This window comes from Kribbella sp. NBC_00382 (assembly GCF_036067295.1).
In the GTDB taxonomy this organism is placed as follows: domain Bacteria; phylum Actinomycetota; class Actinomycetes; order Propionibacteriales; family Kribbellaceae; genus Kribbella.
Genome location: NZ_CP107954.1, coordinates 416,296 through 440,463 on the forward strand (window position 1 = coordinate 416,296; position 24,168 = coordinate 440,463).

At 67.6% G+C, this 24,168-nt stretch carries 23 protein-coding genes; 16 read left to right on the forward strand and 7 right to left on the reverse strand.

Features of this window, described 5'->3' with window-relative positions; all coding sequences use genetic code 11:
• The first annotated feature begins 1 nt into the window (after position 1).
• From OHA70_RS02005 to OHA70_RS02020, 4 genes are read left to right on the forward strand one after another with little or no spacing between them, the layout of a single operon-like run.
• On the forward strand, positions 2-955 hold the full coding sequence (locus tag OHA70_RS02005; protein WP_328327847.1) for a carbohydrate ABC transporter permease: 954 nt from the start codon (positions 2-4) through the stop codon (positions 953-955).
• A complete protein-coding gene (locus OHA70_RS02010; protein WP_328327849.1) occupies positions 955-1,767 on the forward strand; it encodes a carbohydrate ABC transporter permease in 813 nt (270 codons plus the stop codon). Before OHA70_RS02005 ends, OHA70_RS02010 begins: the two co-directional genes overlap by 1 nt.
• A 15-nt stretch (positions 1,768-1,782) precedes the next feature.
• On the forward strand, positions 1,783-3,375 hold the full coding sequence (locus OHA70_RS02015; protein WP_328327851.1) for a glucoamylase family protein: 1,593 nt from the start codon (positions 1,783-1,785) through the stop codon (positions 3,373-3,375).
• A 14-nt stretch (positions 3,376-3,389) separates the two neighbouring features.
• Positions 3,390-5,201 carry a GH39 family glycosyl hydrolase gene (locus OHA70_RS02020; protein WP_328327853.1) on the forward strand — a complete coding sequence of 604 codons (1,812 nt, stop codon included), beginning with the start codon at positions 3,390-3,392 and terminating at the stop codon, positions 5,199-5,201.
• A 61-nt stretch (positions 5,202-5,262) separates the two neighbouring features.
• Here OHA70_RS02020 and OHA70_RS02025 read toward each other — a convergent pair whose 3' ends face one another.
• The gene (locus tag OHA70_RS02025) at positions 5,263-5,766 is read right to left on the reverse strand and encodes a MaoC family dehydratase (RefSeq protein WP_328327855.1); all 504 of its coding nucleotides are present in this window, start codon (positions 5,764-5,766) and stop codon (positions 5,263-5,265) included.
• 177 nt (positions 5,767-5,943) lie between these two features.
• Between OHA70_RS02025 and OHA70_RS02030 the strand changes: the two genes are divergently transcribed.
• The gene (locus OHA70_RS02030) at positions 5,944-6,924 is read left to right on the forward strand and encodes an ArsR/SmtB family transcription factor (protein ID WP_328327857.1); all 981 of its coding nucleotides are present in this window, start codon (positions 5,944-5,946) and stop codon (positions 6,922-6,924) included.
• A 6-nt stretch (positions 6,925-6,930) separates the two neighbouring features.
• On the opposite strand, the gene OHA70_RS02035 is transcribed toward OHA70_RS02030, so the two are convergent.
• Positions 6,931-7,449, reverse strand: a complete 519-nt coding sequence (locus tag OHA70_RS02035; RefSeq protein ID WP_328327859.1) for a general stress protein — start codon at positions 7,447-7,449, stop codon at positions 6,931-6,933.
• Between the two features lie 74 nt (positions 7,450-7,523).
• On the opposite strand from OHA70_RS02035, the gene OHA70_RS02040 reads away from it, so the two are divergent.
• Positions 7,524-8,630: a magnesium and cobalt transport protein CorA gene (locus tag OHA70_RS02040; protein WP_328327861.1), complete on the forward strand. Its 1,107-nt coding sequence runs from the start codon at positions 7,524-7,526 to the stop codon at positions 8,628-8,630.
• A 220-nt stretch (positions 8,631-8,850) separates the two neighbouring features.
• Positions 8,851-9,882 carry an ArsR/SmtB family transcription factor gene (locus tag OHA70_RS02045; protein ID WP_328327863.1) on the forward strand — a complete coding sequence of 344 codons (1,032 nt, stop codon included), beginning with the start codon at positions 8,851-8,853 and terminating at the stop codon, positions 9,880-9,882.
• Between the two features lie 4 nt (positions 9,883-9,886).
• Here OHA70_RS02045 and OHA70_RS02050 read toward each other — a convergent pair whose 3' ends face one another.
• Positions 9,887-11,077, reverse strand: coding sequence for an acyl-CoA dehydrogenase family protein (locus OHA70_RS02050; RefSeq protein WP_328327865.1), 1,191 nt, complete (start codon positions 11,075-11,077; stop codon positions 9,887-9,889).
• A 162-nt stretch (positions 11,078-11,239) separates the two neighbouring features.
• Positions 11,240-12,754: a serine/threonine-protein kinase gene (locus OHA70_RS02055; RefSeq protein WP_328327867.1), complete on the reverse strand. Its 1,515-nt coding sequence runs from the start codon at positions 12,752-12,754 to the stop codon at positions 11,240-11,242.
• 173 nt (positions 12,755-12,927) lie between these two features.
• Between OHA70_RS02055 and OHA70_RS02060 the strand changes: the two genes are divergently transcribed.
• The gene (locus tag OHA70_RS02060; RefSeq protein ID WP_328327869.1) at positions 12,928-13,596 is read left to right on the forward strand and encodes a peptidylprolyl isomerase; all 669 of its coding nucleotides are present in this window, start codon (positions 12,928-12,930) and stop codon (positions 13,594-13,596) included.
• Between the two features lie 35 nt (positions 13,597-13,631).
• On the opposite strand, the gene OHA70_RS02065 is transcribed toward OHA70_RS02060, so the two are convergent.
• A complete protein-coding gene (locus OHA70_RS02065) occupies positions 13,632-14,606 on the reverse strand; it encodes an HpcH/HpaI aldolase/citrate lyase family protein (RefSeq protein ID WP_328327871.1) in 975 nt (324 codons plus the stop codon).
• A 152-nt stretch (positions 14,607-14,758) separates the two neighbouring features.
• Here OHA70_RS02065 and OHA70_RS02070 point away from each other — a divergent pair, with 152 nt between their 5' ends.
• From OHA70_RS02070 to OHA70_RS02105, 8 genes are all read left to right on the forward strand, one after another.
• On the forward strand, positions 14,759-15,715 hold the full coding sequence (locus OHA70_RS02070) for a LuxR C-terminal-related transcriptional regulator (protein ID WP_328327873.1): 957 nt from the start codon (positions 14,759-14,761) through the stop codon (positions 15,713-15,715).
• Positions 15,705-16,514, forward strand: a complete 810-nt coding sequence (locus OHA70_RS02075) for a hypothetical protein (protein ID WP_328327875.1) — start codon at positions 15,705-15,707, stop codon at positions 16,512-16,514. Before OHA70_RS02070 ends, OHA70_RS02075 begins: the two co-directional genes overlap by 11 nt.
• Before the next feature lie 12 nt (positions 16,515-16,526).
• A complete protein-coding gene (locus tag OHA70_RS02080) occupies positions 16,527-17,054 on the forward strand; it encodes a hypothetical protein (RefSeq protein WP_328327877.1) in 528 nt (175 codons plus the stop codon).
• Positions 17,055-17,135: 81 nt separating this feature from the next.
• Positions 17,136-18,401, forward strand: coding sequence for a magnesium transporter MgtE N-terminal domain-containing protein (locus tag OHA70_RS02085; protein ID WP_328327879.1), 1,266 nt, complete (start codon positions 17,136-17,138; stop codon positions 18,399-18,401).
• Positions 18,391-18,927, forward strand: coding sequence for a DUF1003 domain-containing protein (locus OHA70_RS02090; protein ID WP_328327881.1), 537 nt, complete (start codon positions 18,391-18,393; stop codon positions 18,925-18,927). The genes OHA70_RS02085 and OHA70_RS02090 overlap by 11 nt, the downstream gene beginning before the upstream one ends.
• Positions 18,928-18,978: 51 nt before the next feature.
• The gene (gene htpX / locus OHA70_RS02095; protein WP_328327883.1) at positions 18,979-19,881 is read left to right on the forward strand and encodes a zinc metalloprotease HtpX; all 903 of its coding nucleotides are present in this window, start codon (positions 18,979-18,981) and stop codon (positions 19,879-19,881) included.
• Positions 19,882-19,885: 4 nt separating this feature from the next.
• A complete protein-coding gene (gene pspAB / locus OHA70_RS02100; protein ID WP_328327885.1) occupies positions 19,886-20,449 on the forward strand; it encodes a PspA-associated protein PspAB in 564 nt (187 codons plus the stop codon).
• 136 nt (positions 20,450-20,585) lie between these two features.
• Positions 20,586-21,731: an Mrp/NBP35 family ATP-binding protein gene (locus tag OHA70_RS02105; RefSeq protein ID WP_328327887.1), complete on the forward strand. Its 1,146-nt coding sequence runs from the start codon at positions 20,586-20,588 to the stop codon at positions 21,729-21,731.
• A gap of 411 nt (positions 21,732-22,142) precedes the next feature.
• Here OHA70_RS02105 and OHA70_RS02110 read toward each other — a convergent pair whose 3' ends face one another.
• Complete coding sequence (locus OHA70_RS02110) at positions 22,143-22,481, reverse strand: sec-independent translocase (protein WP_328327889.1); 339 nt, start codon at positions 22,479-22,481, stop codon at positions 22,143-22,145.
• A gap of 73 nt (positions 22,482-22,554) precedes the next feature.
• On the reverse strand, positions 22,555-24,090 hold the full coding sequence (locus OHA70_RS02115) for a S1C family serine protease (RefSeq protein ID WP_328327892.1): 1,536 nt from the start codon (positions 24,088-24,090) through the stop codon (positions 22,555-22,557).
• Between the last annotated feature and the right edge of the window lie 78 nt (positions 24,091-24,168).

Here is a 24,168-nt window from a genome sequence, read left to right on the forward strand (position 1 = left end):
GATGAGTTCAGCAACGCTGCAAGCTCCTGAAGTACCGCAACGAAAGAGCTCTGGACCGGCGGCGCGCTCGCGCCGGTCCGGAGCGCGGGGCCGGCAGACGGCGGCTGCGTGGATTCTGACGTTGCCGTTCGTCGTGCTCTTCCTCGCTTTCACCGCCGGACCTGTGCTCGGGTCGCTCGGGATGAGCTTCACCGATCTCAAGCAGCGCGATCTGCGGACGCCGTTCGCGGTGAACGGGGTTGGGTTCAGCAACTACGTCAAGGCTTTGCAGGATGAGACGTTTCGTAAGGCTGCACTCAACACGGCGTACTTCGTGTTGGTGGGTGTGCCGTTGACGCTGGCGCTCGCGCTGGCGGCGGCGGTCCTGCTGGATCGTGGCGTCAAGCGGTTCCAGAGTCTGTTCAAGGTGGCTTACTACCTGCCGGTGATCACCTCGATCGTCGCGATCGCGGTGATCTGGCGGTTCGTGCTGGCGCCGGAGTCCGGGCTGCTCAACACGGTGCTGTCCTGGGTCGGGATCGACGGGCCGAACTGGCTCGCGTCGAAGACCTGGGCGATGCCGTCGCTGATCATGATGGCCGTCTGGCGCAACTTCGGTTCCGCGATGATCATCTTCCTGGCCGGCCTGCAGGGCATCCCGGCCACCGTCGAGGAGGCCGGCCAGCTCGACGGTGCGGGCTCCTGGCAACGGTTCCGGTACCTGATCGTGCCGTTGCTCAGGCCAACGATCCTGTTCACCAGCGTGACCACCGGGATCGGCTACCTGCAGTTCTTCGAGGAGCCTTTCGTGATGACCCAGGGCGGTCCGCTCAACAGCACCGTGAGTGTGTCGATGTACACCTACCAGCAGTTCGGCTTCGGCAACTACGGCGTCGCGACCGCGATGAGCTACATCCTGTTCGTCGTGATCGCCGTGATCACCTTCATCCAGTTCCGGCTGCTGAGGGAGAAGTGATGAGACGCACCTGGTGGATCTACCTGATCGCGGTCCTCGGACTGATCGCGGTGGCCGCGCCGTTCGTCTGGATGCTGCTCGGCAGCTTCAAGACCCAGGGCGAACTGCTCCGGGTCCCGCCGACCTGGTTGCCCGAGGCACCGACCACGCAGAACTACGACGACCTGTTCAGCAAGGCGAACTTCCCCCGGTACTTCCTCAACTCCACGATCGTCGCGCTCGCCGTGACGGCCGGCAACCTGTTGTTCTGCTCGATGGTCGGCTACGCCCTGGCGAAGCTGAACTTCCACGGCCGGAACGCGCTGTTCGTCGTCGTGCTCGGCACCCTGATGATCCCGGGCGTGGTCACCTTCGTACCGCTGTTCGTGCTCGTCACCAACGCCGGGCTGGCGAACAGCTACCCCGGCCTGATCCTGCCGTTCCTGGTCTCGCCGTTCGGCGTGTTCCTGATGCGGCAGTTCTTCCAGGGCCTGCCCGACGACCTGATGGACGCCGCCCGGGTGGACGGCAGCAGCGAGCTCGGCATCTTCGCCCGGATCATGCTCCCGTTGACCAGGCCCGCCCTGGCCACCCTCGGGATCCTCACCTTCCTCGGTTCCTGGAACAACTTCCTCTGGCCGCTCGTGGTGGCCCAGACCGAAGAGAAGTACACCCTGCCGGTCGCGCTGGCGCTGTACTCGACCGGACAGAACGCGCAGAACTTCGGCCTGCTGATGGCCGGCGCGGTCGTCGTCGTACTCCCCGTACTGGTGATCTTCCTGGCCTTCCAGCGCCACGTCACCAAGGGCATCGCCATCACCGGCATCAAATAATCTCTGGAGGCTCGGATGACCGCCAACATCGGCCGACGCACGTTGCTAGCAGCAACAACCACCGCCGCCATCGCCGGATCCACCGGCATCACGACCAGCTCGTACGCCGGTACGCCGGCAGCTCTAGATCCTGGAAAACTATTGCGCGGCAACTGGCAGCCAAGTCGCCACGACCGTGCACTGGTCGGGCGCTGGGCCAGGGACACCTGGCGCAGCCTGGTCGCGATGACCGACGAGAAGACCGGCCTGCCTGCCGACAACATCGGGGACTCGGTGACGAGCCCGGTGCGCAGCAAGTACACGTCGCCGACCAACATCGGCGGCTACCTGTGGAGCGTCGTCGTCGCTCGCCACCTCGGCATCATCTCGCCGCAGGAGTCGCTCCGCCGGATCACCCAGACGCTCACCACCATGAAGAACGCCGACCACCACGAGCCCAGCGGCATGTTCTTCAACTGGTACGACGAATCGACCGGCGAGGTCCGCTACGTCGACCCGGACGGCACGAAGCCGATCACGCCGTTCGTGTCGAGCGTCGACAACGGCTGGTTCGCCTGCGCGCTGATGGTGGTCCGCAACGCCGAGCCGCGCGCCCGGGCCCTCGCGGACTCCCTGCTGGACAAGATGAACTTCGCCTACTACTACAACCCAGCGGCCCGCCCGGGCGGACTGATGCGCGGCGGCTTCTTCGAGACGCCGCCGCCGGATGAAGAGACCGACAAGGGCAACCACGCCGGTACCGGTCCGGACGTGTACTACCGCAAGTTCCACTACGACACCCTCAACACTGAGGCACGGATCGCGGGGTACGTCGGGTTCGTACTCGGCCAGGTGCCGCACACCCAGTACTTCGCGACGTACCGGACCTTCCCGGAGAGCTGCGACTGGTCGTGGGTGGAGCAGCAGCCGGTCGGCGTGCACCGCACGTATCTCGGGCTCGACGTCTTCGAGGGCACCTACTCCTATCGCGGGATGCGGCTCGTCCCGTCGTGGGGCGGCGACCTGTTCGAGTCGTTGATGCCTGACCTGTTCGTGCCGGAGTCGACCTGGGCGCCGCGCAGTTGGGGGGTCAACCACCCGCTCACCGTCCGGGCGCAGATCGAGCACGGGCTCGACGAGGCGAAGTACGGGTACTGGGGCTTCTCCCCCGCGTCGAACCCGAAGGGCGGCTACTCCGTCTACGGTGTCGAGCCGATCGGGATGGATCCGGGCGGCTACCCGTCCGACCTCGAGGGCACCAACTTCGACAGCGGATTCGGGGACTGTCGCGCGGGGGTCAACCCGAACCCGACGTACGGCGATGGCGTGGTCACCCCGCATGCGGCGTTCCTGGCGATGTCGTACGCGCCGCGGCAGGCGATCGAGAACCTGAGCAAGATCGAGCGCAACCTGCATGCCTACGGCAAGGGCGGGTTCTACGACTCGGTGGCAGTGAAGTCGGGGCTGATCGCCAAGCGCTATCTGGCGCTCGACCAGGCGATGGTGATGGGTGCCATCGGCAACGTGTTCGGCAACAACCTGATCCGGCGCAACTTCGCCGACCGGCGGGCCGAGCGCGGGATCCGGCCACTGATCGCGATGGAGCAGTTCGGGTCCGGCATCGAGTGACGGGGAGCGGCCGTATGCAGAGCAACGCAAAAGCTGACTGGGACGAGCGGATCGCGGTCCGCAGTGACACAGACGGTACTTTGGAACTGCCGGAGCTGGAGCCGCCGAAGTGGGTGACCGCTGTCGGCGGGGTCGGGCAGGTGACGATCGACTGGGCGACGGTGGCAGGCGCGGTCGGATACGTCATCATGCGCGGGACCGGTTCGCAGGAGCTCGAACCGGTCGACCACCACAGCGGTGACCTCTTGTCGGTACCGTCGCCGCCGTACGTCGATACGACCTGCACTCCCGGTACGGCCTACAGGTACGCGGTGGCGAGTGTGCCGGAGGTGACTGTGCACGGCCGGCCGGGCGCAACGGTCGAAGCGACTCCATTGATTGCTGATGGCAACCCGCCGGTCGTGCACCTGACGGTCGATGCCGTTGCCGAGGGCACCGAGTTGCAGCGGCCGTGGGTGCCGATGATCGGAAGTGAACGACTCAGTCAGTTGCTCTGCAAGGACCTCACCGGTGGGCGGGAGATCGGCGGCGAACTCGAGGACGCCCTGCGCCGGATGCGCGACGAGATCGGGGTGCGGACCGTTCGGGCGCATGCGATCTTCCATGACGACACCCATGTGTTCGGTGCTGAGGGCTACGACTTCAGTGTCGTGGACGCGATCTACGACAAGCTGCTCGGGATGGGGCTGCGGCCGGTGGTGGAGCTCGGGTTCATGCCTCGGGAGCTCGCCTCGGATCCGTCGAAGACGGTCTTCGAGTACGGCGCGATCATCTCGCCGCCCAGGTCGTACGAGGAGTGGTACGACCTGGTGCGCGCGCTGGTCGGGCATCTCGTGGAGCGGTACGGGCTGGACGAAGTACTGAGCTGGGACTTCGAGGTGTGGAACGAGGCGAACCTCGAGGTCTTCTGGTCCGGCACCAAGGCCGAATGGATGCACCTGTACGACGTGAGCGCGGCTGCGGTGAAGTCTGTGGACGAGCGACTGGCCGTTGGTGGGCCGTCGTCGGCGGCTGCTGGGTGGGTTGATGATCTGCTCGCCCACTGTGCCGAGAGTGGTTCTCCGGTGGATTTCGTGACGACGCATACGTACGGGAGCCCGCCGCTCGATGTGCAGGCGTCGCTCGATCGGCATGGGTTCAGTGAGGCGCGGATTCTGTGGACCGAGTGGGGGGTGACGCCGCGGCACTTCAACCCGATCAATGACTCGGTGTTCTCTGGGGTGTTCCTGCTGCGCGGGATGCGGTCGGCTGCCGGGCGGGTGGAGGCGCTGTCGTACTGGGTCGCGTCGGACCACTTCGAGGAGCTGGGGCGGCCGCCGCGGTTCCTGCATGGTGGGTTCGGGTTGCAGACCGTCGGTGGGCTGGCGAAGCCGCGGTTCCATGCCATGTCGTTGCTGAGCCGGCTCGGGCCGGCTGAGCTGCCGGTTGCCTTCGAGGGTGATGGTGGCGGGAGCCTGGTGGAGGCGTGGGCTTCTAGGGATCGCGACCGGATCGCCGTACTGGTGTGGAACCTGACACTCGACCAGTCGAAGGCGGAGGGCGCGGCGGAGCTGACCCGCGAGGTCACGCTGTCGTTCCCCGGCGTCGACCCGAGCTGGCAAGTAAGCGCCACCTGGCTGGCACCCGGCGTCGGCGCTGGCTCAGGAGATCTGGCGGCTGAGGCAGCTGCGCTCGGAGTCGGCGAGTGGCCGACCGACGAGCAATGGGTCCAGCTCGCCGAGCGCAGTCAGCTCCGAACGGCACCGGTGGAACGCACCGGCGAGGATCTCACCATCGCTCTGCAGATGCCTTCGGCAGTCCTGATCGAACTCCGCCCGGCAGTCTGACCCGACTACTCCGCCCGCTCGCCGCTCCGCGGCGAGCGGGCGGAGGTAAAGCGGGGGGCGCTCAAGCGCTTGGGGTGGGGCGGCCGGGTTGTTCGCCGCCTCGTGCCTCGAGGTAGGAGTTCTTCGGGACCATCACCTTGCGAGTGAAGAGGCAGACGACTGTGCCGTCCTGTTTGTAGCCCTTGGTTTGGACCTGGACGATGCCGCGGTCGTCCTTGGAGGTGGATTCCCACTTGTCCAGGACGACGGTCTCGCCGTAGATGGTGTCGCCGTGGAAGGTCGGGGCGACGTGCCGCAGGGACTCGATCTCCAGGTTGGCGATCGCCTTGCCGCTCACGTCCGGGACCGACATGCCGAGCAGGATCGAGTAGATGTAGTTGCCAACCACAACGTTCTTGCCGAATTGGGTGGTCTGCTCGGCGTAGTTGGCGTCCAGGTGCAGCGGATGGTGGTTCATCGTGAGCAGGCAGAACAGATGGTCGTCGGACTCGGTGACCGTCTTACCGGGCCAGTGCTTGTAGACCGCGCCGACCTCGAACTCCTCGTAACTGCGACCGAACTGCATCCCTGCTCCTTCCGATGTCCCCGTCCGAGGCCCATGCTGCCCAAAACCGGGCGCCGGCGGCAGTGCCGCGCCGCGTGGCCTACCTCTCAGTAGGGTTGCGGCGGGGCGAGAGATGCGTCACGCGGTGAGCCATCGGGCAGTAAGCCATCGGTAAGGGGCAGATGTTTCTCTGACCCCATGCTGCGGATCCATTTCACGGCCGACGACCTTGCCCGTACTACGCTCGCCGCCGAGCCGGACCCGCTCTGGGAGGTACTGCTCAGCCTGCACATGCTGCAGGTCGACGACGACCCGGTGGCCTACGGCACCTGGCGGCAGCGAATGCGCCGGACACTGCCGCGGGAGACTGTGGGTCCGCTGGCCGCCCTTGCTCCGCCGGTGGGCTACTCCCCCGACTTCCTGACACCCTCGGCCCAGTCGAGCGGGCTCGACCACGCCGTCGACCTCATGCTGTCCGTACCGCGTCGCCAACTGCGCAGCGACCTCTCCCGGCTGTCCACCCGCCGTACTGCGGCCACGTGGATCCGGCAGCTGGCCGAGGCCCGTCCGGAGACCCTGCACCGGCTGGGCCACTCAGTACGCGTCTACCACCGCGAGGCCCTGGCGCCGTACTGGTCGTCGCTGCGGTCGGCCGTGCAGCTGGACTACCGGCGACGCATGCAGCAACTGTCGACCGATGGTGTCGCTTCAATGCTTGAGGCAATCCACCCAGAGGCCCGTTGGCAGGGCGAGACTCTGGAGATCGCAGCCTTCGCCGACGAGGAGCTGCGACTCAACGGCCGGGGACTGCGGCTGCAGCCGTCGTACTTCTGCTGGCGGGACCCAACGAAGCTCCTGGACGCCGACCTGCCGCCAGTACTCGTGTTCCCCATCCGGCACGCCAATGGGCTGCTGCAGCGGGCCCACGCGGACGCCGACTCCCAGGAACGGCTGTCCGCCCTGGTGGGCAAGACCCGGGCGACGGTGCTGGCGCTGACCATCGATGGCGCGACCACGACCCAGTTGGCTCGCTCCTGCGGCATCACCCTCGCGACGGCCAGCCACCAGACCGCAGTACTACGGGATGCCGGCCTGATCATGTCCCGCCGGCACGGAAAGTCAGTGATCCACCAGGCGACCACCCTCGGCATCGCCCTGCTGGACGGCACCGCGCCCTAGCGCGAGCTAGTTGGTCTGCTCCGGCAGGCGGGGAGCCACCTCGCCCTTGAGCGCCAGCTTGGCCAGGTGGTTGCGGGCCTCTTCAGCGAACTTGAAGTCGCACAGTACGTCGTACGTCGTCGCCACCACCGCGGTGCGCGAGGTGAAGTCGCGCCGACCGGCCGACTGCGCGTAACCGATCGCGCCGAACGCCATCCCGAAGACGGCGCCGAGCACCACACCGGTGATGAGTGCGGCCAGCCACCCGCCGTTGCCGTTGGTGAACAACCCGAGCAGCACTCCGACGAACAGACCGAACCAGGCACCACTGGCCAGACCGGCGGTCAGTGCCCGGCCCCAGGTCAGGCGGCCGGTGATCTTCTCCACCTGGCGCAGGTTGTTGCCGACGATGGTGGTGTGCTCGACCGGGAACTTCTCGTCGGAGAGGTAGTCGACCGCTCGCTGTGCCTCCCGGTAGGTGTCGTAGGTCCCGATCGTCAGGCCGGTCGGCCGGGGGTCTATCGAACCCATGCCCTGCGTGGTCATCGTCGTTCCTCTCGCTTGCGTCCAACTCCATCATTGCCGACGACTGGTGACGGCACATTGATAGCCTCGCCTCGATGGCCGGGCGGAAGTGGGACATGGGCGCGACACGCCGGGTAGGACGCGTCTTCGCGAGGCGTCCCCCGGGTACTGACGCACCCCTCGATCTGGTCGGCAGCGGCAAGCTGGACGGCGCCCTGGTCGACTGGGCCTACTACCGCGGCGGCCGTCGCGACACCAGGACCGGATCGTATGTCGACGCGCTCAGCCGGGCCAGGCGCGGCGACGGCTTCGTCTGGATCGGACTGTTCGAGCCGAACGAGCATCAGCTGGCCGTGATCGGCGGCCAGTTCGGGCTGCACAAGCTAGCTCTGGAGGACGCCACCGAGGCGCACCAGCGGCCCAAGCTGGAGCGGTACGACGACACGTTGTTCGCAGTACTGAAGACCGTCCGGTACGTCCCGCACGACGACCTGACCGCCACCAGCGAGGTGGTGGAGTCCGGTGAGGTGATGGTGTTCTGCGGTCCCGGCTTCGTGATCACCGTGCGGCACGGGGACCATGGCGAGCTGACCGGGCTACGGCAGGAGCTGGAGAAGGTGCCCGAGCGACTGGCCGCCGGACCGGGAGCTGTTCTGCACGCGATCGCGGACCACGTGGTGGACAGCTACCTGGCCGTGGCAGAGGCGGTACAGGGCGATATCGACCTGATCGAGATCGAGATGTTCAGCCCGCGCGGCTGGCGCAACATCGACCGGGTCTACCAGCTCAAGCGCGAGGTACTGGAACTGAAGCGGGCAGTGGCGCCGCTGACCGGCCCGATGCGGCTGCTGTCGACGCTGCCGCACCCGTTGATCGGCGACGACATCAGGAACTACTTCCGCGACGTCGACGACCACCTGCTGCAGGTGAAGGAGCAGGTGATCTCGTTCGACGAGCTGCTCAGCTCGATCCTGCAGGCCGGGCTGGCCCAGGTACAGGTGTCTGAGAACGACGACATGCGGCGGATCTCGGCCTGGGTCGCGATCATCGCGGTGCCGACGCTGGTGGCCGGCGTCTACGGGATGAACTTCGAGAACATGCCCGAGCTGACCTGGCACTACGGGTACTACGGAGCGCTCGCGCTGATGCTCGGCGCTTGCACCGTGCTCTACCTGCTCTTCAAGCGGAACAGATGGCTCTGAAATTCCACTGTCACCCATTCACCGCCTCTACAGGTTCGACGGTCAGTTGGCAACCTCGTGCCATGGCCGCCACTGCCCTGCCGGAGTGAGACTCATCCGGTTGTTTGTGCACCGGTCCGCCTGATTCAATCGTTGAGTCGCTTTCGGTCAGCGATCCGCCACATTCTGCGACCGACGGCATCTGGGGGATGTCGTGATGCTCAGGATCAGGGAGGGCCCCATGCTCCGCATACATTTCACGCCGCGCGATCTCGCCCGGACGACGGTGTCGACCAAGCCCGCACCGTCATGGGAGATCCTGCTCAGCCTGCACATGCTGCAGCACTCCGAGGGCCGGCTGATCTTCGAGGACTGGCGCCGCTCGATCCGGACCAAGGTGACCCCGGACCAGATGCGGCTGCTGCTCGAGCTGACCCCGCCGAAGGGCTACTCACCGGACTTCCTCACCCCGGCCGAGTCCGCGCCGGACTTCGAGACCGGGCTGGACCTGATGCTGTCGACGCCGAAAGTACAGCTGCGCAGCCAGTTGGAGCTGCTGAGCAAGTACCGGCCGGTCTCGCCGTGGACCCGTGAGCTCGCCCATGGCGACAGCAACTCGCTGCACAAGCTCGGCCGGGCCATCCGGTCGTACCACGACGCCGCGATCGCGCCGTACTGGAAGTCGATCGGCACGCATATCTCCGCCGACCACTCGCATCGCGGTGAGGCACTGGCCACGCATGGTGTGGACCGGCTGCTGTCGACGCTGCACCCGCGGGTCCGCTGGGTTGCGCCGGTGCTGCAGGTGCTGGACATGAACGACCGGGACCTCTACCTGGACGGGCGTGGCATCGAGCTGCAGCCGTCCGCCTTCTGCTGGCAGGTGCCCACCAAGCTGCGGGACCCGGGGCTCAAGCCGATCCTCGTCTACCCGATCCAGCACGCACCGGGCATCCTGCGCCAGTCGTCACACGACGGTGGCGAGTCCTCCGACGCCCTCGGCTCTCTGCTCGGCTCCACCCGGGCAGCCGCCTTGGAAGCCACAGTGAGCGGCTGTACTACGACCGAGCTGGCCCGCCGTTGCAAGATCTCCCCGGCAGCGGCCAGCCACCAGGCGACCGTCCTGCGCGAGGCAGGGCTGATCACCACCCGGCGGGTGGGGGCCTCGGTGCGGCATGAGGTCACCCAACTGGGGATCTGGCTGCTGTCCGGCCACGGCTCGGGCGGTGTCCGGCCGCGTACCGCAGTACCGGTGGATGCCTTGGTGCGTTAGGGCTTCACAGCTTGTAGTCCTCGAGGAGGCGGCGGCCGATGATCATCCGCTGGATGTCGGCCGTGCCTTCGCCGATCAGCAGCATCGGCGCCTCCCGGTACAGCCGCTCGATCTCGTACTCCTTCGAGAACCCGTAGCCGCCGTGGATCCGGAACGAGTCCTCGACCACCTGTGAGCAGTACTCGCTGGCCAGGTACTTCGCGACGCCGGCCTCGAAGTCGTTGCGCGAACCGGAGTCCTTCTTCCGGGCCGCCTTGACCATCAACTCGTGCGCGGCCTCGACCTTGACCGCCATGTCGGCCAGCCGGAACAGCACCGCCTGGTGCTCGGCGATCTTCTTGCCGAACGTCTCGCGCTGCTGGGCGTACGAGATGCCGAGCTCGAACGCGCGCCGGGCGACTCCGCAGCCGCGGGCGGCGACGTTGACGCGGCCGACCTCGACGCCGTCCATCATCTGGTAGAAGCCCTTGCCCGGGACGCCGCCGAGAATCTGGTCGGCGGCGATCTGGTAGCCGTCGAAGATCAGCTCGGTCGTGTCGACGCCCTTGTAGCCCATCTTCTCGATCTTGCCCGGCACGGTGAGGCCCTTGTCGACCTCGCCGAAGCCCGGCTCCTTCTCGACCAGGAAGGTGGTCATGTTCTTGTAGACCGAGTCGTTGCCCTCATCGGTCTTGACCAGCACCGCGACCAGGTTGGCCGAGCCGCCGTTGGTCAGCCACATCTTCTGGCCGTTGATCGTGTAGAGGTCGCCGTCTTTGACAGCCTTGGTCTTGATCGCGGCGACGTCGGAGCCGCAGCCGGGCTCGGACATCGAGAACGCGCCGCGGACCTCGCCGGTGGCCATCCGCGGCAGGTACTTCTGCTTCTGCTCGTCGGTGCCGTGCTGGATCAGCATGTACGCGACGATGAAGTGCGTGTTGATGATGCCGGACACGCTCATCCAGCCGCGCGCGATCTCCTCGACGCAGAGCGCGTAGGTGAGCAGCGACTCGCCAAGGCCGCCGTACTCCTCGGGGATCATCAGCCCGAACAGGCCGAGCTCCTTGAGGCCCTCGACGATCTGGGTCGGGTACTCGTCCTTGTGCTCCAACTCGGTCGCCACCGGGAGGATCTCGGACTCGACGAAGGCACGTACCGTCTTCAGGATCTCTTCCTGGATGTCGGTGAGTCCCTCGGTCTGCTGCAACCTGCTCATCAGCGGCGCTCCTTCGGTCGGCCCACGTCGACACTACTCGCGAGTATCGCGGGTCCTCCAGCATCGCGGCCAGCACCGACACCCGCTGTGACACCGACCACGCCCCAACCGTCGCCTGCCTCACGCCGCCACGATCTGGTACTACGAAGCGCAAGGTGCTGGCTAGTTGCGGTTCCAGCCGTTGCCGGGGTCGCCGTTGTCGCCGTCGTTCTCGGCCCGTAGTGCAGCGCCAACTGCTGCGAACATGCCGGAGATCTGCGGTGTCGACTGCCACCTGCCCTGCTGCTGAGCTTGGATCAGCCGCTGCCTGGCCTGCTGGTACTGCTGCACGGCCTCGTCGGAGTCGCCCTGGTCCAGCGCCTTGGCGGCCTGCTCCAGGTCCTTGGCGGCCTCTTGCACGGTCCGCTTGGCGTGCTCCTGCTTGTGGTCCCGCACCATCTGGGCCAGCGTCCGCAGTGCCGCGGAGGTGTTGTTCTGCGGCTGCGAAGGCTTCTTCGTAGGCGTCTTGCTCGGCGTCGGCTTCTTGCTGGGCGTCTTGCTCGGAGTAGGCGTGGGTGTCGGCTTCGGCTTGGCGACTGCCTTCACCGTGGTCGACGGGGTGGTCGACGGCACTCCCCCGGCCTCAGCCGGCGTATCCGAGGACACGCCTTCCCGCAGCAGCGCCGCAATCATCACTCCAACCACCAGCACTGCAGCCCCCACCAACACCTTGGTGAAGGTCATCCGACGCTTGCTGGGCTCATCCCGCTCCGGATGCTCATCAAACGCTCCGACCGGCAAGACCTCGGCAGCCGCGGGTACCTCAACAGGAATTGGGGTAGCTGCCGCCGGGAGCGGGAGTACCCGGGTGCTGTTGTCGTCCACTGGCGGGGGCGGAGCAGTTGGCTTTAGGTAGGCGGCGAGGGCGGAGGTGGAGGAGGGGCGGGCTGCTGGGTCTTTGGCGAGTAGGTGCATGACCAGGTCGGCTAGACCCGGAACTGTGTCGGTACGGCGTACCGGAGCCGGGATGGCGTCCAGGTGCTGGTGCATGACGTCCATGACGTCTGTGCCGACGAAGGGGGTGGTGCCTTCGAGTAGTTCGTAGAGGACGCAGCCGAGGGCGTACCAGTCGCTGGCGGGCGTCGCGCGTTCGCCACGGACCTGCTCGGGCGAGACGTACCCCGCAGTACCGAGGAGGATCGGGCCGGTGGCGCCGTCTGCGCCGCTTGCCTGCGCGATGCCGAAGTCGGTGATCTTGAGCGTGCCGTCGGGGGCCAGCAGGAAGTTGGCCGGCTTGACGTCGCGGTGCACGATCCCGGCCGCGTGGGCCGCGTCGAGGGCGCGGGCGCCCTGCATGGCGATGTCGGCGACGAAGCGCTCGGACGGCAGACCCTTGGTACGCAGCAGTTGCGACAGGTCGGGGCCGTCGACGAGTTCCATCACCAGGAACACCTGGCCGTTCGCAGTACCGACGTCGTACGTCGCGACCACGTTGGGGTGGGTCAGCCGGGCCGCGGCCTGAGCCTCGGTGCGGAACCGCTCGACAGCGTCCATCTGGTCGCCTTCGAGCCGGCGCAGCAGTTTCACCGCCACCGGCCGGGCCAGGACCGAGTCCTCGCCCCGCCACACCTCGCCCGCGCCGCCGTGCCCCAACGGAGCCAGCAATCGATAGCGCCCCGCGAGTACCTCGCCGTTCACACCCAACACCTCACTGTCGGCTCTGTTCGCCGCCCTACCCTAGGCGGCCGACCCGGCAGGAGCGAGTCCGCAGCGAAATCCTTCAGCTAGCTCTGAGGTCCACCGAACGTTTGAAGCAGTTGATGCCCGCTTTCCGGTGACAGTGCCGTCATGTCAGGACTAGGTTGGCGAACATGTTGCGCAGACTGAGTTTGCTGGTCGTGGCCGGCCTTGCCGCCGCGACCCTCACGTCCACCGCCGCGAGTGCGGCGCCTGCAGTACCGGCTGGGCACAAGCCGCCGACCGTGCGGTGCGAGTTCACGCCCACGCCGGAGAACCCGGCCGCCAAGCCGGTCACCGTGCCGAAGGCCAAGGCGCTCGCGAAGGGCACAGTCGATGTGTTCTTCGTGACGAACTACGGGCCGTTCGTAGTGCGGATGGACCGGGCCAACGCGCCGTGCGGGGTGTCCAGCTTCGTCCACCTGGTCAACAGCCGCTTCTACGACCGGACGCAGTGCTTCCGGCTGACGAACTCGGCCCGGCTAGGCGTCCTGCAGTGCGGTGACATCTACCGCCAGGAGGAGGGCGGCCCGGGGTACAAGTTCCCCGACGAGGTGACCGGCAAGGAGACCTACCCCCGCGGCACCGTTGCCATGGGCAACCAAGGCCCGGGGACGAACGGCAGCGAGTTCTTCGTCGTGCACTCGTTCGCCAACATCCCGCCGAACTACACCGTGCTCGGCCACGTCGTCTTCGGCATGTCCACCTTCGACCGGATGGTCAAGGCCGGCATCGCCGACCCCGACCAGGACGGCCCGCCGGTCCGCCCGATCCGCATCCTCAAGGTCCTCACCCTGCGCTGATCCTTGGCTGAGCCCAGGGTTTCGACGCTCTGGGCTCAGTCTTCGGGCTTCCACACGTCGGTGCGGGTCATCCCGGCGGCGCGGCCCTTGGCGGAGATGACGAGGGCCATTTTGCGGGAGGCCTCGTCGATCATCTCGTCGCCGAGCATCACCGCGCCGCGGGCGCCGCCGGCGGCGGAGGTGTAGTGGTCGTAAGCGTCGAGGATGTTCTCGGAGTGGTCGTAGTCCTCCTGCCGCGGCGAGAAGACCTCGTTGGCGGCGGCGATCTGGTCCGGGTGCAGCACCCACTTGCCGTCGAAGCCGAGGGCGGCGGCGCGGCCGGCCACCCGGCGGAAGCCGTCGACGTCCTTGATCTGCAGATACGGGCCGTCGATCGCCTGCTTGCCGTAGGCGCGGGCCGCCATCAGGATCTGCATCAGGATGTAGTGGTAGGCGTCGCCGACGTCGTAGCCGGGCGGCTGCTCGCCGACCACCAGCGACTTCATGTTGATCGAGGCCATGAAGTCGGCGGGCCCGAAGATGATGGTCTCGACCCGCGGCGAGGCGGCCGCGATCGCGTTCACGTTGGTCAGGCCGAGCGCGTTCTCGATCTGCGCCTCGATCCCGATCCGGCCCGGCTCGTAGCCGTGCACCTTCTCCAGCTGGGTCAGCAGCAGGTCGAGCGCAACCACCTGCTCGGCGGTCTGCACCTTCGGCAGCATGATGCAGTCTAGGTTGGCCCCGGCCCCGGCGACCACCTCGATCACGTCGCCGTAGGTCCACTCGGTGGTCCAGTCGTTCACCCGGACCACGCGGATCTTGTTGCCCCAGCCGCCTTCGTTCAGCGCGGCGACGACGCTCTTGCGCGCGTCCACCTTCGCGATCGGCGCGACCGAGTCCTCCAGGTCGAGGAACACCTGGTCGGCGTCGAGGCCCTTGGCCTTCTCCAGGAAACGCGGGTTCGAGCCCGGTGTGGCCAGGCAGGAACGCCTGCTCCGGAGCGCCTTGGTGGTGGTCGTCTCGTCAGCCATCGCCGCATCCTTCAGTCCGGTTACCCGTCGGTCACTCGCAGCGTACGGCGAAACCGCGGGCTGCACGTCGGTGACATCCCTCACGCCCGAAGGGGATGTGTCCGGGGTCACCGGCTCCCGAACGACCCCGGGCGTGAGCGATGATCGGTGCTGTGCTGGAGCCTCTCGGACTAACTCGTGCTGAGCAGGACCTCTACGAAGACCTGGTGTCCCGGCTGCCGGTGACCGAGGCGGAGGTCACTGACCCGGCTGCCGCGAAACGCCTGGTCGAGCTCGGCCTCATCTCGCTGATGCCCTCCAACCCGCCCCGCTACCTGGTACTCCCCCCAGACATCGCCATGGAGCTCCTGCTCCGCGATCGCGAGCTGGAGTTGGCCAAGGCGCGCCAGGAGACGGTGCTGCTCGCCACCAGCTTCCACACCAGTACTACGCGCAGTGAGCCCGCCGAGCTGATCGAAGTACTCCGGGGTGAGCCTGAGATCGCCGCTGGCATCGAGCGGCTGGTCCGGAGCGCCAGGACCGAGGTGTGCTTCTCGGATGCGCCACCGTTCATGGCCGACCCGAGCCAGGTCCACCAGAACGAGCTGGAGCACCTCCGCGAGGGCATCACCTTCCGGATCCTCTACGACCGGAAGGGGTCCGTCGACCGGCCCGGCCGGCTCGCCTCGCGGGTCAGCGGCGTCAACGACGGCGAGCGGGCCCGGGTGGGCGAAGTACCGCTCAAGCTGATCCTGACCGACGGCCCGATGGCCTTCGTACCGATCGACATCGGCGCCAGCCAGTACTCCGCTGCGCTGCTGATCCACGATCCGACGCTGGTAGCCACCCTGCAGGCGCTGTTCGAGCTGCTGTGGAGCCGGGCGGTCCCCCTGGCCACATACGCCGGGCAGTCGGGCCGTACGGACCGTCCCACCGAGCAGGAGCGGGAGCTGCTCGCCCTGCTGATGTCAGGGCTCACGGACAGCGAGACGGCGACCCAGCTGGGCTGGACCGAGCGCAATGTCCGCTCACGGATCGAGCGGATGCGTCAGCGGCTAGGGGCCGACACCAGGTTCCAGGCGGGCTACCAGGCCGTACTCCGGGGATGGCTGGACTCACATGACGGATGACCTCGCAGTACTCGGCCTGACTCCGGCCGAGCAGGTGGCGTACCGGGCACTGGTTGCGCACCAGCCTGTGCCGGCCGGTGACGCGTTGACGGCCCTGGTGGACAAGGGGCTGGCTACACCCGTCGATGGCGGGTATGAGGCAGTGGCTCCGGACATTGCGCTAGAGGTGCTCATCCTCGACCGCGAGCGACAGCTGCGGGAGGCCCGGGAACACATCTCCTCGCTCATGGTTGCCTATCGCAAGCATGTGACCGCGCCGAGGCCGACGCTGCTCGAGTACGTCGGTGACGCCGCTGCTGTGCGGCAGCGGATCGTGCAGGTTCAGCAGGCTGGCAGGCTCGAGGTACGGCGGCTGATCCGATCGCCGCAGGTGCCTCTCGAGGTGCATGTCGAATGCCGGACCATCTATGAGGCGGCCGCTCTGCAGCCGGATCCGTGTGGCGAGGTGCGGGTGGTACCGACCCTGCCGGTGGAGCTCTACCTCGTCGACGATCGCATGGCGCTGATCATGCTCGGTGAGGACCGCGCTGCGATCCTGCAGCCGTGTGGGCTGCTCGATGCCTACCAGGAGCTCTTCGAGCGGCTGTGGGAGCGGGCACTGCCTGCTGTGCCGGATGAGGAGGCGGAGGCGCGACTGCTGACCTCGCTGCTGCTGTCGGGGCTCTCGGACGGGCAGATCGCTCGTGAGCTCGGGGTGAGCCCTCGGACGGCTCAGCGGAAGCTGGCTGCGCTGATGCAGGAGTTGGGCGCGCAGACGCGGTTCCAGGCCGGAGCACAGGCTGCACTGCGCGACCTGTGACAGTCTTGGCTGGTGACGACTGACGAGGCTGTTGCGGAGATCGCCGGGGTGATGAAGAAGGCCGGGCTCGTCTGGTTGTCCTGGAACGGCGGGCGGCCGGCGCCGGCTTGGTTTGCCACGGTGGACGGGGCGTACGTAGTACTGGCTGACAAGGCCGGGAGTGCTGAGCAGCCGCTGCCCGGGTTGGCTGAGGCGGGGACGGCTGAGGTCGTAGTACCGGCCAAGCCTGCTACTAATCGGCTAGCCGGCTGGAAGGCGTCGGTACGACGTCTGGATCCCGCTAGCGAGGAGTGGACGGCCGCTGCGCTGGTACTGCGTACTGAGCGGCTCAATGCGGACGGACTGGACACCCAGCTCGACCGCTGGCGGATGGAGGCTGACCTGCTCGTCCTGGAGCCCACTGGTGAGATCACCGAGGCTGTTGGCCGGTTCGACGGGCAGTCCCGGCTGGAGACGCCTGCTGGGAGCACTGCGACCACCCGGGGCAAGCGGCCGATCACCTTCCATCGGCGCTCCAAACGCCGTCCCAAGCTGACCTGAATCGCTCCAAACGGCGTCCCGGGCTGACCTGAATCATGTCTTGGGCAGGGTGAACCTGTTCGGGGCATTAGCCTTCGAGTTATGAGCGGCCCTCCTACGCGCGTCTACGTGGCCCGGTTGGCTGGTCTTCCCGTGTACGACCCGAACGGGGACCAGGTCGGCAAGGTCCGCGACGTCGTCGTCATGCTCCGGCAGGGGACGCAGCCACCGCGGGTGCTCGGGCTAGTGGTCGAGGTGTTCACCCGTCGGCGGATCTTCCTGCCGATGACCCGGGTGACCTCGGTGGACGTCGGGCACGTGATCACCACCGGGCTGGTGAACATGCGGCGGTTCGAGCAGCGCAGTACCGAGGTACTGGTGCTCGGTGAGCTGCTGGACCGGACGGTGACGATCAAGGAGTCCGGTACCCAGGCGACTGTGTTCGACCTGGCGATGGAGCAGTGGCGGACGCGCGACTGGGTGCTGACGAAGGTGGCCGTCACCGAGGGCGGCAAGCGGTTCCGGCGGCGCCGGGGGCAGTCGCATGTCCTCGACTGGGCCGACGTGAGTGGGTTCGCGTCGGTGGAGGAGGGCCAAGGCGCTACCCACATCCTGGCGGCCTTCGACTCGATGAAGGCGGCCGACCTGGCCGGCGTACTGCATGAGTTGTCGCCCAAGCGGCGCAAGGAGATCGCTGCGGCGCTGGATGATGAGCGGCTGGCCGACGTACTGGAGGAGCTGCCCGAGGACGTCCAGGTGGAGATCCTGGCCGGTCTGGACACTGAGCGGGCTGCCGACGTGCTGGAGGAGATGTCGCCGGACGATGCGGCCGACCTGATCGCTGAGCTGCCGACGGAGACAGCTGAGGCGCTGCTCACGTTGATGGAGCCGGACGAGGCTGAGGACGTCCGGCGGCTGCTGACGTACGAGGAGCGGACCGCTGGTGGCCTGATGACCTCGGAGCCGGTGATCCTGCCAGCGGACGCCACTGTCGCCGATGCTCTGGCACACGTGCGGAATGCCGAGCTGAGCCCGGCACTGGCCGCGATGATCTACGTCTGCCGGCCGCCGCTGGAGACGCCCACCGGCCGGTTCATAGGTATCGGCCACATCCAGCGGCTGCTGCGCGAGCCACCGTCCGCGCTGGTGTCCGGAGTACTGGACACCGACCTCGACGGGCTCCGTCCGGACGACAGTTTGCATGCCGTGAGCAAGTACCTGGCGACCTACAACCTGGTGGCGGCGCCGGTGCTCGACGACGAGGGCAGGCTGCTCGGTGCGGTCACCGTCGACGACGTACTGGACCACCTGCTCCCCGACGACTGGCGCGAACCCGATCAGCAGGAGGTGGACGGCCATGCCCCGTGACGACCGCAGTACCGACGAGCGCCGGTTGACCCGGCCCGCCGTCGATCGGCTGGACATCCCCCGCGAGCTGCGCCGGACCATCGTGCGGCGGCGCGCGTACGACGCGGACGCGTTCGGCCGGCTGTCGGAGCGGATCGCGCGCTTCCTCGGCACCGGGCAGTTCCTGGTCTACATGACCCTGACGATCCTGGTATGGGTGGCTTGGAACATCTTCGCGCCGGAAGGCATGCGCTGGGACCAGTACCCGTTCATCTTCCTGACCCTCGCGCTCAGCCTGCAGGCGTCGTACGCCGCGCCGCTGATCCTGCTCGCGCAGAACCGGCAGGAGGCTCGCGACCGGGTCCAGTACGAACGCGACCGCGACGTCGACGCCCGGACCCGCGCCGACATGGAGTTCCTGGCCCGCGAGATGGCCGCGCTCCGGATGTCCGTGGGCGAGGTGGCTACCCGCGACTTCCTTCGCTCGGAGCTGCGTTCCCTGCTCGCCGAGCTGGATCTCAAGGATCGCGAGGACGACCGCGTCTGACGACTCTTGGTGGCGAGCTAGGCTCGATTCCACGGTGTGAAGGGATGTCGGATGAAGAGTCGTTTCAAGCCCGATCGTGGGCTGACCAGGCGGATGGTGGTGACCAGCTTCCTGCTGGGGCTGCTGTACGTGGCGTTCGTCGCGGCGTTGATCGCCTTGACGAAGAGCGCGGTACTGGCGGTCGTGATCGCGGGCGGGATGCTGTTCGCGCAGTACTGGTTCTCCGACCGGATCGCGCTCTACGCGATGCACGGGCGGATCGTCACCGCGGAGGAGGCGCCGCAGTTGCACGGCGTGATCGACCGGCTGTGCGCGCTGGCCGACATGCCGAAGCCGCGGGTCGCGATCGCGGACGTCGACCTGCCGAACGCGTTCGCCACCGGACGTAATCCGAACAACGCCGTCATCTGCGTGACGACCGGGATCATGCGCCGGCTGGACGCCGACGAGCTCGAAGGCGTGCTCGCCCACGAGTTGTCCCATGTGGCCCATCGCGACGTGGCCGTGATGACGATCGCGTCGTTCCTCGGCGTCCTGGCCGGGCTGATCACCCGCTTCGGCCTCTACAGCGGCATGGGCGGCGGCCGGCGCGACCAGAACACCGCCGTGATCGTGCTGACGGTCGTCGCGGTGTCGGCCGTGGTCTACGCGATCTCGTTCCTGCTGACCCGGGCGCTGTCGCGCTATCGCGAGCTGGCCGCGGACCGGGCCGGCGCGATGCTGACCGGCCGGCCGTCGTCACTGGCCTCGGCATTGACCAAGATCAGCGGGGACATCGCCCGGATACCGGCGCGCGACCTGCGCCAGGCGGAGGCGTTCAACGCGTTCTTCTTCGCTCCGGCCATCTCCGGCAAGGGCCTCAGCCTGTCGTCGCTGTTCTCCACCCACCCGCCACTGGAGACCCGCCTCGACCGCCTCGGTGTGTTGTCCCGCGAGCTGGGCGAGCAAGCTTAGCCACATGGGTCTCCTCGACATCCTGCTCGGCAGGAGCAAAGCCGTCCCCCCGAACCTCGATCAGCTGTTCCAGCTTCCGTCGGCCGCGATCACCCTGGAGACCGCGGCCGGTTACCGCGCGACCGGCAGCGGTTCGGTCTGCTTCAAGCCGGCCGAGGGCGGCGGCTTCTCGACGATGCGCGACGAGGTCGACAAGCTGCTCGCGCTCGACAACGGCAAATTCACCAGTACTACGGACTCGTACGGCTTCACCTGGCTGGTCCGCGAGACCACCCCGGACGACCTGGAAGGGCTCGTCACCGATCTGCACGGCGTGAACTCGTCGCTGGTCGACGCCGGCTTCGGCAACGCCCTGCTTTGTACCCTTGTCTCCTTCACGAACGGGACTCGGTCGCTGGGTCTCGTGTACCTCTACAAGCGGGGTTCCTGGTACCCGTTCGTCCCGGTCGGCGCGGACCGTCGCGACAACGCGACTGAGCTCCAGGTGAAGTCGCTGATCGGCGCGGACCTCAACTTCGAAGCGGACCTGGGGCGCTGGCTCGCCGTCTACGGAGCTCCCGGCCTCTAGGGGCGTCTCCTGGGCGTCTCTTTGGCGTCTCTTGGCCGTCTCTGAGGGCGTGGCTGAGGTTAGGCTTGCCTTGCGGGGGCCAGGTCACAGTGGACTGGGGTCAGGCGGGGGTTGTCCAGCACGTAGCCTTGTGGACATGGCCCCAACTGCTGACCAAGTGACCGCCGCGCTGGGTGGCGTCATCGACCCGGAGATCAAGAAGCCGATCACTGAACTCGGCATGGTCGAATCCGTCGTGGTGAAAACCGACGGCGTGGTCGCGGTGAAGATCCTGCTGACCGTCGCCGGCTGCCCGATGAAGGACACCCTGCGCCGCGACACCAACGCCGCCGTCAGCGCGCTCGACGGCGTGACCGGGGTGGAGATCGAGCTCGGCGTGATGTCGACCGAGCAGCGCGCCGCCCTGCAGACGCAGTTGCGCGGTGGAGTCGCCGAGAAGGAGATCCCGTTCGCGCGGGCCGACTCGCTGACCAAGGTGTTCGCGATCGCCTCCGGCAAGGGCGGCGTCGGCAAGTCCTCGGTAACGGTGAACCTGGCCGTCGCGATGGCGGCCAAGGGCCTGTCGGTCGGCGTACTGGACGCCGACATCTACGGCCACTCGATCCCCGCCATGTTCGGCGTCGCCGACGAGCGGCCGACCGCCGTGGACGACATGATCATGCCGGTGCCCGCGCACGGCGTGAAGGTGATCTCGATCGGCATGCTCAAGCCCAAGCGCGACCAGGTCGTCGCCTGGCGCGGGCCGATCCTGGACCGGGCGCTGGTGCAGATGCTGGCCGACGTCTACTGGGGCGACCTCGACGTCCTGCTCCTTGACCTGCCGCCCGGTACGGGTGACATCGCGATCTCTGTCGGCCAGCGGCTGACGAGCGCTGAGGTCATCGTGGTGACGACTCCGCAGGAGGCTGCTGCCGAGGTGGCGGAGCGCGCCGGCACGATGGCGCAGATGGTGCACCAGCGGGTGGCTGGTGTCATCGAAAACATGTCCTTCCTGCCTTGCCCGCACTGTGGTCCTTCGCACCGGATCGAGATCTTCGGCTCGGGTGGTGGGGCGCGGGTGGCTTCGACTTTGTCGCAGCGGCTTGGGTATGAGATTCCCTTGCTGGGCGAGGTCCCGCTCGACGAGCGCCTCCGCAGCGGCGGCGACATTGGTCAGCCGCTGGTGATGGCCGATCCCGAAACCCCTGCCGCGCTGGTGCTTTCGGAGATTGCTGAGCGATTGGGCGGCAAGCCGCGCGGACTGCTCGGCCGGCAACTCGGGCTCTCCCCGGTCGGCCGCTGACTCTGGTCCACCCACGCAGTCTGGCGACGCAGCCTCCTCCGTCGCCAGCTGCGCAGACCGCTCCCACCCATGGGCGCGTGCTGTGCCCGCTTACTCGACAGCGCCCTGGCTCACCGGTCGCGGAGTTACCGCTGGGGCCTGGTCATAGCTCAATGTCTCTCGTCCTGCTGGCTCCCATGGCAGGGCACCCAAGTCGGCCTATCCCACCGTGGAAACGTGCCGACGAACAGGACGTAGTAGCCAGCGCCTAGTGCACCTGAGCGCGTCGACCATCTCCGCGTACACCGTATTAAGGTGCACTACCTGTCCATCGGCACACCCTCCCGCACCTCAGGACCGAAACAGGGCCACCCCAGAGCCTGCGAACTCGGCATAGGCGAGCACCTCGCGCCGGACGGCAACCCGGAAGTACTAAGTAGATTCGGGGTCGAAGGGGGCTCGGGTGCCGGCGGGGAGGCGTTCGGGGGTGGCGTAGCCGTTGGAGACGGGCTTGTCGTCGAGGTCGTCGTCCATGCCGTCGAGGAGGTGTTTGCGGACGAAGCTGCGCGGGTTCAGGTCGCGGACGTCCAGGTCGGCGAACTCCGGGCCGAGCTCCTCGCGGAGGTCGTTCTGGGCGTTGTTGACCATCGTCCGGACCTGGCGCAGCAGCTTGCCGGCGGTGCGGGCGAACTCCGGCAGCCGATCGGGGCCGAAGACGAGTACGGCGACGATCGCGATCACACCCAGCTCGAGCGGCCCGATGCCGAACATGTCCCCACCCCTTCAGTATTTCGTTGCGCCGCGGACAGCCTAGCCCGCGGCTGGTCGACGACGAGTCCGGGTCTCAGCCCTCCTGGGCGGTGAGCTTGAGCGTCACCTCGCGCGGTTTGCCGCCACGCTCGAAGAGGAGCTTGACGTTCTCGCCGGGCTGGTGCGTACGGATCGCCACGATCAGCGCCTCGGCGGTGTCCACCGATTGACCGTTGATCTGGGTGATCACGTCACCGGTCCGCAGTCCGGCCCGCTGCGCCGCGCTCTTCGGCTGGATCTCGCTGACCCGCGCGCCGCCCTCGAACTGCATGTCCACGTTCGCGCCGATCACCGGGTACGACGCGTGGCCGGAGGCGATCAACTGCTGGGCAGTACGCCGGGCCTGGTCGATCGGGATCGCGAATCCGAGCCCGATGTTGCCGCTGGAGCCCGGTTCCGCGCCGCGGACGGTCGCGATCGCGGAGTTCACGCCGATCACGTGCGCGTCCATGTCGACCAGCGGCCCGCCTGAGTTGCCCGGGTTGATGGCCGCGTCGGTCTGCAGCGCGTTGATGTAGGAGATCTCGCCCTCGCCGCCGGCGGTGACCGGGCGGTTCTTGGCCGAGACGATGCCGGAGGTGACGGTCCCGGCCAGGCCGAGCGGCGAACCGATCGCCACCACGTCCTGCCCGACGATCGCCTTCGCGGACTCGCCGAACTGCACCGACGGCGCGTCGATCCCGAACACCTGGACCACCGCCAGGTCGTACGCCGGTGAGCGGCCGACCAGGCGAGCCGTGGCGACCTTGCCCTTCTCCGTCACCACCTGGATCGAACCGCCGGTCGCCGCGGCCGCGACGACGTGGTTGTTGGTCAGGATGTGCCCGGAGCCGTCGATCACGAAGCCGGAGCCGGTCGCGCTGGAGTCGTCGGCGCCTTCCACCTTGAGCTGGACGACACTCGGCAGCAGCGTCTGGGCGACGGCCGAGACGGAGCCGGTCTTGATCTTCGGGTCGGCGCCGGTACCGATCTCCGGTCCGGAGTTGTCGACGCTGGTGTTGTCCAGCGCGACTACCGCCACGGCCGCACCTCCGCCTGCGACCAGACCGACGAGCAGGGCGACCACGGCCGCCAGGCTGATGATCTTGTTGCGCTTCTCCGGCGGTGCCGGCGTGTACGCCCGCGCCTGCTGCTGATGCCAGTCCAGCGGCGGCGGGGGCACGTACGACGGCTGCGCGGTCGGCCAGGCCTGCCCGGAGTACGTGGGCCGGAACCCGTTGTCCTGCACCTCGGGCCGCCCGAAGCTCCGCTGGGTCGTGGACCGCCCGTTGCTCTGCCGGTACGCCGAACTGCTGCTACCCGGAGCCGCCAGGGGCTGCGACCCCGCCATGGTGTTCGGCGGAGTCAGCGCGGAGACCGCGGGACTCCCCGCGTACCCGTTGGCCGAAGGAGCCGCCCCGAAGCCCCCAGGAGGCGGCGCAGGTGCAGGCGCCGGGCCAGGTGCCGGAGTCACCGGCGTAGGCGCAGTGAGACCCGCGGCCGCGTCGGCGAGGGTCGGGTCGCCTACAGGCTCCCCACTGTCCGGATTTGAAGGGTTCCGGGGCGTCGGTTCGGCGTCATCCCAGCTCACGGTGCCCGCCTCACGTCGTCGTCATCTTGGAGTCGGGAGCCGCCCGCACCGGGGTGCCGGCAGGTACTCCCACAATTC

What these genes read in the sequence shown, in the direction of transcription:
- OHA70_RS02020 (WP_328327853.1), top strand. Translation starts at nt 3,390, where the DNA reads ATGCAGAGCAACGCAAAAGCTGACTGGGACGAGCGGATCGCGGTCCGC.
- OHA70_RS02035 (WP_328327859.1), bottom strand. Translation starts at nt 7,449, where the DNA reads ATGACCACGCAGGGCATGGGTTCGATAGACCCCCGGCCGACCGGCCTG.
- OHA70_RS02050 (WP_328327865.1), bottom strand. Translation starts at nt 11,077, where the DNA reads ATGAGCAGGTTGCAGCAGACCGAGGGACTCACCGACATCCAGGAAGAG.
- htpX (WP_328327883.1), top strand. Translation starts at nt 18,979, where the DNA reads ATGAAGAGTCGTTTCAAGCCCGATCGTGGGCTGACCAGGCGGATGGTG.
- OHA70_RS02090 (WP_328327881.1), top strand. Translation starts at nt 18,391, where the DNA reads ATGCCCCGTGACGACCGCAGTACCGACGAGCGCCGGTTGACCCGGCCC.
- OHA70_RS02005 (WP_328327847.1), top strand. Translation starts at nt 2, where the DNA reads ATGAGTTCAGCAACGCTGCAAGCTCCTGAAGTACCGCAACGAAAGAGC.
- OHA70_RS02110 (WP_328327889.1), bottom strand. Translation starts at nt 22,481, where the DNA reads ATGTTCGGCATCGGGCCGCTCGAGCTGGGTGTGATCGCGATCGTCGCC.
- OHA70_RS02065 (WP_328327871.1), bottom strand. Translation starts at nt 14,606, where the DNA reads ATGGCTGACGAGACGACCACCACCAAGGCGCTCCGGAGCAGGCGTTCC.
- OHA70_RS02010 (WP_328327849.1), top strand. Translation starts at nt 955, where the DNA reads ATGAGACGCACCTGGTGGATCTACCTGATCGCGGTCCTCGGACTGATC.
- OHA70_RS02045 (WP_328327863.1), top strand. Translation starts at nt 8,851, where the DNA reads ATGCTCCGCATACATTTCACGCCGCGCGATCTCGCCCGGACGACGGTG.
- OHA70_RS02040 (WP_328327861.1), top strand. Translation starts at nt 7,524, where the DNA reads ATGGCCGGGCGGAAGTGGGACATGGGCGCGACACGCCGGGTAGGACGC.
- OHA70_RS02030 (WP_328327857.1), top strand. Translation starts at nt 5,944, where the DNA reads ATGCTGCGGATCCATTTCACGGCCGACGACCTTGCCCGTACTACGCTC.
- OHA70_RS02085 (WP_328327879.1), top strand. Translation starts at nt 17,136, where the DNA reads ATGAGCGGCCCTCCTACGCGCGTCTACGTGGCCCGGTTGGCTGGTCTT.
- pspAB (WP_328327885.1), top strand. Translation starts at nt 19,886, where the DNA reads ATGGGTCTCCTCGACATCCTGCTCGGCAGGAGCAAAGCCGTCCCCCCG.
- OHA70_RS02060 (WP_328327869.1), top strand. Translation starts at nt 12,928, where the DNA reads ATGTTGCGCAGACTGAGTTTGCTGGTCGTGGCCGGCCTTGCCGCCGCG.
- OHA70_RS02015 (WP_328327851.1), top strand. Translation starts at nt 1,783, where the DNA reads ATGACCGCCAACATCGGCCGACGCACGTTGCTAGCAGCAACAACCACC.
- OHA70_RS02025 (WP_328327855.1), bottom strand. Translation starts at nt 5,766, where the DNA reads ATGCAGTTCGGTCGCAGTTACGAGGAGTTCGAGGTCGGCGCGGTCTAC.
- OHA70_RS02075 (WP_328327875.1), top strand. Translation starts at nt 15,705, where the DNA reads ATGACGGATGACCTCGCAGTACTCGGCCTGACTCCGGCCGAGCAGGTG.
- OHA70_RS02105 (WP_328327887.1), top strand. Translation starts at nt 20,586, where the DNA reads ATGGCCCCAACTGCTGACCAAGTGACCGCCGCGCTGGGTGGCGTCATC.